Origin of the sequence: Streptococcus oralis (genome assembly GCF_001579025.1) — a bacterium.
Classification (GTDB): domain Bacteria; phylum Bacillota; class Bacilli; order Lactobacillales; family Streptococcaceae; genus Streptococcus; species Streptococcus oralis_X.
This window is the reverse complement of sequence record NZ_KQ970235.1, coordinates 682,617-690,404: the sequence shown is the minus strand read 5'-3', so window position 1 is coordinate 690,404 and position 7,788 is coordinate 682,617. Positions and strand designations below refer to the sequence as shown.

General features: G+C 40.9%; 6 protein-coding genes. 3 read left to right on the top strand and 3 right to left on the bottom strand.

Features of this window, described 5'->3' with window-relative positions:
• From SORDD27_RS03275 to SORDD27_RS03265, 3 genes are all read right to left on the bottom strand, one after another.
• A partial coding sequence (locus SORDD27_RS03275) for a pneumococcal-type histidine triad protein (protein WP_061427279.1) occupies positions 1–1,932 on the bottom strand: 1,932 nt, incomplete at its 3' end.
• Positions 1,933–2,178: 246 nt separating this feature from the next.
• The gene (gene ptsP / locus SORDD27_RS03270) at positions 2,179–3,912 is read right to left on the bottom strand and encodes a phosphoenolpyruvate--protein phosphotransferase (protein WP_000138129.1); all 1,734 of its coding nucleotides are present in this window, start codon (positions 3,910–3,912) and stop codon (positions 2,179–2,181) included.
• Between the two features lie 5 nt (positions 3,913–3,917).
• Positions 3,918–4,181 (bottom strand): phosphocarrier protein HPr, encoded by a 264-nt coding sequence (locus SORDD27_RS03265; protein WP_000146948.1) that lies wholly within the window; start codon positions 4,179–4,181, stop codon positions 3,918–3,920.
• 361 nt (positions 4,182–4,542) lie between these two features.
• On the opposite strand from SORDD27_RS03265, the gene nrdH reads away from it, so the two are divergent.
• The 3 genes from nrdH to SORDD27_RS10180 form a co-directional block, all read left to right on the top strand.
• Positions 4,543–4,761, top strand: coding sequence for a glutaredoxin-like protein NrdH (gene nrdH / locus SORDD27_RS03260; RefSeq protein ID WP_000259240.1), 219 nt, complete (start codon positions 4,543–4,545; stop codon positions 4,759–4,761).
• 80 nt (positions 4,762–4,841) lie between these two features.
• Complete coding sequence (gene nrdE / locus SORDD27_RS03255; RefSeq protein WP_061427278.1) at positions 4,842–7,001, top strand: class 1b ribonucleoside-diphosphate reductase subunit alpha; 2,160 nt, start codon at positions 4,842–4,844, stop codon at positions 6,999–7,001.
• A gap of 190 nt (positions 7,002–7,191) precedes the next feature.
• Positions 7,192–7,788, top strand: a 597-nt coding sequence (locus SORDD27_RS10180; RefSeq protein WP_231069281.1) for a ribonucleotide-diphosphate reductase subunit beta, incomplete at its 3' end; no start/stop codon positions are given.

Sequence of the window (7,788 nt, the reverse complement as noted above, 5' to 3'; positions counted from 1 at the left end):
ATTGTAAGGCATACGATCAAGTGGCACCTTCTTAGCAGCTTTCACGCGGTTGTAGATAGCTTCTGCTCCTTTAGCCTCCATATTTCCTGAATCCTGATGGTCATTCGAAGGAGGTGTCAAACCTTTCTCTTTAGCATAAGCTTGGGCTGCTGCTCTTTCAGCTTCAGACAAACTATCTTTCTTAATCCAATGACTATGGGTCATATGTGGGGTTATATAGGCATCCCCCTCATCACTGGTGATATCACGAGGATCAAAGATATAGCCATCTTCTGTTGTATACTTGCCTGCCAACTTGGCTACTTGAATCTCATCATCAGTATAAGCAATTTGCGCATTTGGTTTTCCTAGACGTTCTGGATGACGAATCGGTGCTAGAAAGGCCAGGATATCATCCACCAACTGGACTTTATCACTTGAGGCATCGTTGAGTCGTTCCAACAGTTTATCTAAAGCGTCAAAATCAGCTTGGCGCCCTTTATTGGAAATTAAATCTTGATGAACTTTTGCTAGTAAATCATAAGCCTTATTGTAAAATCCTTGATCACCAGATGGGAGGTTGGTTTTCTTAGCTCCGAGTTTATGAGACAAACTTTCTTGCTGGGCTAGTTTACTATCAATGGCTGCTGCTGTTTCTGCTGAAAGTTCCATGGCAGGAGTATAACGTGAGATTCCATTCTCCTCAAATACATAACCATTATCTACTTTTCGAATCACCTGTTTAACCAATTTTTCGTCAATTGGATTGCTTGGAGATGGTTGAGGATTTGGTGCAGGTTGCGGGCTTGGACTAGGTTCCGGAGTCGGTTGTGGACTTGGTTGTTCTGGTCTTGAATCCGGCACCCTATGGTTCGAACTGTACTGTAGAGGAATAATACGAGCGATTCGTTCTTCCAATTCAGACATCTGTGAATAAGGGATGAAATGGTAATGGTTCCCATGAGGTACAGCAACTCCTCTAGCTGTTCGACTTGTAATCTGTGCTGGGTCGAAGACAAGACCATCAGATTCTACGTGTCGTTGGCTGAGTGGCAAGGTATAAAGTTGTTTCAGAAGGCCATCAATATCCTCATCGCTTTGACTTGCTTGGCTATCGTCGCTACTGTTGTTAGCTGTGTTCGTATAGCTGTTGCCTTTTTTATTATAGGATGGGGTCCATCTATCTACATCGCTGCTAGCACTGTTGTTATTGGTACGGCTATAAGTAGGCGTATTTGATTGGCCACTTCTACCAGATAGAAAGGCTTCTGCTGCAGCCAATTCGCTGGCTGATAACTCACTCTTAGGAATGTAATGGTAATGGTTGCCATGAGGAACGATATAAGCATCACCAGTATCTTCAATGATATCGGATGCATTAAAGATATATCCATCATCCGTGGTGTAGCGTCCCTGTGAACGTGCCAAGGCTACCGCGCCATCATTTGCTGAAGTCCCTCCTTCACGATGCTGACTATGTTCTTGTTTTTGTCGATTGATTTCTTCTTTTGTACGGACATTATCCGCATGGGATGCATCCTTAAGGTAAACATAGTATTTTCCATCTACCTTGATAACATAACCACCCTTGACTTCATTGATAATATCCTCATCTTTTAGCTTATAATTTGGATCCTTCATGAGTAATTCTTCACTAAAAATCGCATCATAAGGGACCTTCCCATTGTAATAATGATAGTGGTCGCCATGTGAAGTGACATAGCCTTGGTCTGTTATCTTGATAACGATTTGCTCCGCATTGATGCCTTCTTTCTTGCTAACCTCATCAGGAGTCAGATTCTCCGTTTTTTGCGCCGCTTGTTTTCCATCTATATAGGAAACACGATTATTTTCCTTGACAGTTCTGGCTTGATACAGTCCCAACTCATAAGAACAGACACTTAAAATTAAAGCCGCCGCAGAACCAGCTAGGTATTTTTTATTAATTTTCATCGAAACTCTCTTTCTTTTTTAATATTTCTATTTGCAATTCATTTCTAAATTGCAGAAACTCCTCTCTATTACTTAACTGGTTAATAGTTTACTCCTAAATTTGCAACTTGTCAAGACTTTTATGAACCGGTTAAGTATTTTTTTATTCTTCACCGCTACTTTCTCTAGAATGGACTTTATATAAAAAAGAATTTCTTGAAAATTCTTTAAAAAAATCCCTGCAACTGAGTTGCAAGGACTTTTCGATTAATCAAAATTAACGTATTCTTTTTGAAGTTCAAGAACTTCTTCCATTGTTGAACATTCTGTAAGGGCACGGTTTGCGTACTCTTCCATCTTAGCAGTATCCAATTTCTTCATCAAGCTACGTGTACGAAGGACAGATGTTGCTGACATAGAGAACTCATCCAAGCCCATTCCGACAAGAAGTGGAACAGCTTGTTGGTCACCAGCCATCTCACCACACATACCTGCCCATTTACCTTCAGCGTGAGCTGCTTTGATAACATTATTAATCAAACGGAGGATTGATGGGTTGTATGGTTGGTAAAGGTATGAAACTTGTTCGTTCATACGGTCTGCAGCCATTGTGTATTGGATCAAGTCGTTTGTACCAATTGAGAAGAAGTCAACTTCTTTAGCAAATTGGTCTGCAAGCATTGCTGCTGCTGGGATTTCGATCATGATACCAACTTGGATATTATCCGCAACTGCAACACCTTCAGCAAGAAGGTTTGCTTTTTCTTCGTCAAAGACTGCTTTCGCTGCACGGAATTCTTTCAAGAGCGCAACCATTGGGAACATGATACGCAATTGACCGTGAACAGACGCACGAAGAAGGGCACGGATTTGTGTGCGGAACATAGCATCTCCAGTCTCAGAGATAGAGATACGAAGGGCACGGAATCCAAGGAATGGGTTCATTTCGTGAGGCATATCGAAGTAAGGAAGTTCCTTATCTCCACCGATATCCATTGTACGAACGACAACAGGTTTACCGTTCATTCCTTCAAGTACAGCCTTGTAAGCTTCGTATTGCTCGTCTTCTGTTGGGAAGTCTTGAGAATCCATGTACAAGAACTCTGTACGGTAAAGACCAACAGCTTCAGCACCGTTGTCATTGACACCTTCAACGTCTTTTGGAGTACCGATGTTGGCAGCCAATTCAAAGTGTTTGCCATCAGCAGTTACTGTTTTAGCATCTTTCAAGAGAGCCCATTCAGCTTTTTGTTTCGCATAAGCTTCACCAGCAGCCTTGAATTCAGCCGCTTGCTCATCAGTTGGGTTGATAATAACCTCACCTGTGATACCGTTAACGGCAAGAATATCACCGTCTTTAACGATTTCAGTGATGTTGTTTGTACCCAATACTGCTGCAATTTCAAGCGTACGCGCCATGATAGCTGAGTGGCTTGTACGTCCACCAATGTTGGTTACAAAAGCTTTTACAAAGTTTTTGTCCAATTGAGCTGTATCTGAAGGAGTCAAGTCATGCGCAATCACAATCACTTCTTCATTGATAGAAGCTGGGTTTGGTAATTTTTTACCAAGGAGGTTAGCCAATACACGTTTTGTCACATCGCGGATATCCGCTGCGCGTTCTTGCATGTATGGGTTGTCTTCCATTCCTTCAAAGATAGTGATAAACATGTCTGTTACTTCTTTCAGACCTGCTTCTGCATTCACTTTCTTCGCACGGATTGTTTCCTTGATTTGGCTGATCATTTCAGGATCAGCAAGAACCATTAAGTGAGCGTCAAAAACTTGAGCTGCTTCTTCACCGAGCGTACCTACTGCTTTCTCGCGAATAACAGAAAGCTCGTCTTGTGATGCTTGTAGAGCGGCATCAAGGCGAGCTTCTTCTGCGTTTGTATCTTCGACTGTAATAGTCTCAAATGACAAATCCGGTTGAACGAGTAGATATGCTTTTGCAACTGCAACACCGTCAGATGCTGCGATTCCTTTAAGCATTTCTGTCATTTTCCTTATGCCAATCCTTCTTTTTCCATAGTTTCAGTGATAGCAGCGATTGCGTCGTCAGCATCTGCACCTTCAGCTGAAATTGTAACGTCAGCACCTTGGCCAACACCAAGACTCATAACACCCATGATAGATTTAAGGTTTACTGATTTACCTTTGTATTCAAGAGTGATATCTGAAGCAAATTTGCTAGCTGTTTGAACCAACAATGTTGCTGGACGTGCGTGAATACCTGTTTCTGCCACTACGTGGAAATCTTTAGAAGCCATAGTTTGACTCTCCTTTAGTTATTTCTTTTTTGGATTATATGTGATAACCCTTACAAGACTGTATTATATCACCTTCTAGATTATTTTTCAAGTGTTTTATGGACTTTCTTCTATTTCCTTTCTGATAACTTGCTGAAAATCTTCTATTTATCTTACCAATATACAGTATATAGTTTTTTTGTTTTGATAAACTTTGATAGTTCAATGAAAACCCAATTTTACACTCTGACAAAACACTATATATTGTGCTTTGTTTTTGAAACTGTAACTTTTTAGCACAAGATTTAGTTTAAAAAGTTTGACAAAGTTTTTTTTCTGATATACTAAGAAAGTAATCTATTTTGAAAGAGGAGTTACGAAAATGGTAACCGTTTATTCTAAAAACAACTGTGTCCAATGTAAGATGACCAAGCGTTTCTTGGACAGCAACAATGTCGCTTATCGTGAGATCAATCTCGACGAGCAACCAGAGTACATCGATCAAGTTAAAGAGCTCGGTTTCAGCGCAGCTCCTGTTATCCAAACACCAACTGAAGTCTTTTCAGGCTTCCAACCAGGAAAACTGAAACAATTAGCATAATCTTAGTACATCATCCAGAAGAGATTGCTTCTAGGGCTAACTTAGAGGCCTTTCTTTTGTAATTAGATAAGGGAAATTTTATGGGATTAAAACATCTTGAGGACGTAACTTACTTCCGTCTCAATAACGAAATCAACCGTCCTGTCAATGGACAAATCATGCTTCATAAAGATAAGGAAGCCTTGGATGCCTTCTTTAAAGAGAATGTGGTTCCAAATACAATGGTTTTTGATTCAATTACTGATAAAATCAACTACCTCATTGAACACAACTACATCGAAACTGCATTTCTCAAGAAATACCGTCCAGAGTTTTTGGAAGAATTGCATCAATTTATCAAGGACCAAAACTTCCAATTCAAATCATTCATGGCTGCCTATAAGTTTTACAACCAGTATGCCTTGAAGACTAATGACGGTGAATATTACCTTGAAAGTATGGAAGACCGTGTCTTCTTTAATGCACTTTATTTTGCTGATGGTGATGAAGCTGTTGCGATTGATATTGCCAATGAAATCATCCACCAACGCTACCAACCAGCTACTCCTTCCTTTTTGAACGCAGGTCGTGCTCGTCGTGGGGAGTTGGTATCTTGTTTCTTGATTCAAGTAACTGATGACATGAACTCTATCGGACGTTCTATCAACTCAGCTCTTCAACTTTCACGTATCGGTGGTGGTGTAGGTATTACTCTAAGCAACCTTCGTGAAGCTGGCGCACCTATCAAAGGTTATGAAGGAGCAGCTTCTGGTGTCGTTCCAGTTATGAAACTCTTCGAAGACAGTTTCTCCTACTCAAACCAACTTGGTCAACGTCAAGGTGCTGGTGTTGTCTACCTCAACGTCTTTCACCCAGATATCATCGCCTTCCTTTCCACTAAGAAAGAAAATGCTGATGAAAAAGTTCGTGTAAAGACCCTTTCACTTGGTGTTGTGGTGCCCGATAAATTCTACGAATTAGCTCGTAAAAATGAAGAAATGTATCTCTTTAGCCCATACTCTGTAGAGCTTGAGTACGGTGTGCCGTTCAACTACATCGACATCACTGAAAAATACGATGAGTTGGTCGCAAATCCAAACATCCGCAAGACAAAAATCAAGGCGCGTGACTTGGAAACTGAGATTTCCAAATTGCAACAAGAGTCTGGTTACCCTTATGTCGTCAACATTGATACAGCTAACCGCGCAAATCCTGTTGATGGAAAAATCATCATGAGTAACTTGTGTTCTGAGATTCTTCAAGTCCAAGAACCAAGCTTGATCAACGATGCTCAAGAATTCCTTCAAATGGGAACAGACGTCTCATGTAACCTTGGTTCAACCAACGTGGTCAACATGATGACCTCACCTGACTTTGGTCGTTCTATCCGTGCTATGGTTCGTGCTTTGACTTTCGTTACAGATAGTTCACACATCGTAGCTGTCCCTACTATCGACCACGGAAACAGTTTGGCTCACACCTTTGGTCTTGGTGCCATGGGGCTTCATAGCTACCTTGCCCAACAACTCATCGAATACGGATCTCCTGAGTCAGTTGAATTCACTAGCATCTACTTTATGCTTATGAACTACTGGACCTTGGTGGAGTCAAACAATATCGCCCGCGAACGTGGTGTCACCTTCCACAACTTTGAAAAATCAGATTATGCTAGCGGTAGCTACTTTGACAAGTATGTGACAGGTGAATTTGTTCCAAAATCAGAACGTGTTAAAGAACTCTTCAAAGATGTCTTTATCCCAAGTGCTGCTGACTGGGCTGAACTTCGCGAAAAGGTTCAAGCGGATGGACTTTACCATCAAAACCGTCTAGCTGTTGCTCCAAATGGTTCTATCAGCTACATCAACGACGTTTCTGCTTCTATCCACCCGATTACGCAACGTATCGAGGAACGTCAAGAAAAGAAAATTGGTAAAATCTACTATCCAGCTGCTGGTTTGTCAACAGATACTATCCCTTACTACACTTCTGCTTACGATATGGATATGCGTAAGGTAATTGATGTTTACGCTGCTGCAACTGAACACGTGGATCAAGGACTTTCACTCACCCTCTTCATGCGTAGTGATATTCCAAAAGGTCTTTACGAATGGAAGAAGGAAAATAAACAAACGACACGTGACTTGTCTATCCTTCGTAACTATGCCTTTAACAAGGGTATCAAGTCTATCTACTACGTCCGTACCTTTACAGATGACGGTGGGGAAGTTGGTGCTAACCAATGTGAAAGCTGTGTGATTTAATTTTTATCTTGGGCAACCACATTTTCTCAGATTACTGATTAAATGCCCCGCAATAAACTTGGACAAGTATCTAAAATACTAGGAAAATGAAAAGTCGGTCTTCCGACTTTTTGTGCGATACTCTTCTCAGACTATGATAAAATAGAGAAGATTCTATCATCGCATTATTACATACAGAAAGAGATTTCAAATGGAAACTTACTACAAAGCCATTAACTGGAATGCCATCGAAGATGTCATCGACAAATCAACTTGGGAAAAATTGACGGAGCAATTCTGGCTCGACACTCGTATCCCCTTGTCAAATGACCTTGATGACTGGAGAAAACTATCAAACAAGGAAAAAGACTTGGTAGGAAAAGTCTTTGGTGGTTTGACCCTTCTTGATACCATGCAATCAGAAACAGGGGTTCAGGCTCTTCGTTCCGACATCCGTACACCGCATGAGGAAGCAGTTTTTAACAACATCCAATTTATGGAATCTGTCCATGCAAAATCCTATTCTTCTATCTTCTCTACATTGAATACCAAGGCTGAGATTGAAGAAATCTTTGAATGGACCAACACTAATCCCTACCTACAAAGAAAAGCAGAAATTATCAATGAAATCTACCTCAATGGTACGCCTCTTGAAAAGAAGGTTGCCAGTGTCTTCCTTGAAACCTTCCTCTTCTATTCAGGTTTCTTCACACCCCTCTACTATCTCGGTAACAACAAACTGGCCAATGTTGCGGAAATTATCAAGTTGATTATCCGTGATGAGTCTGTTCACGGAACCTACATCGGT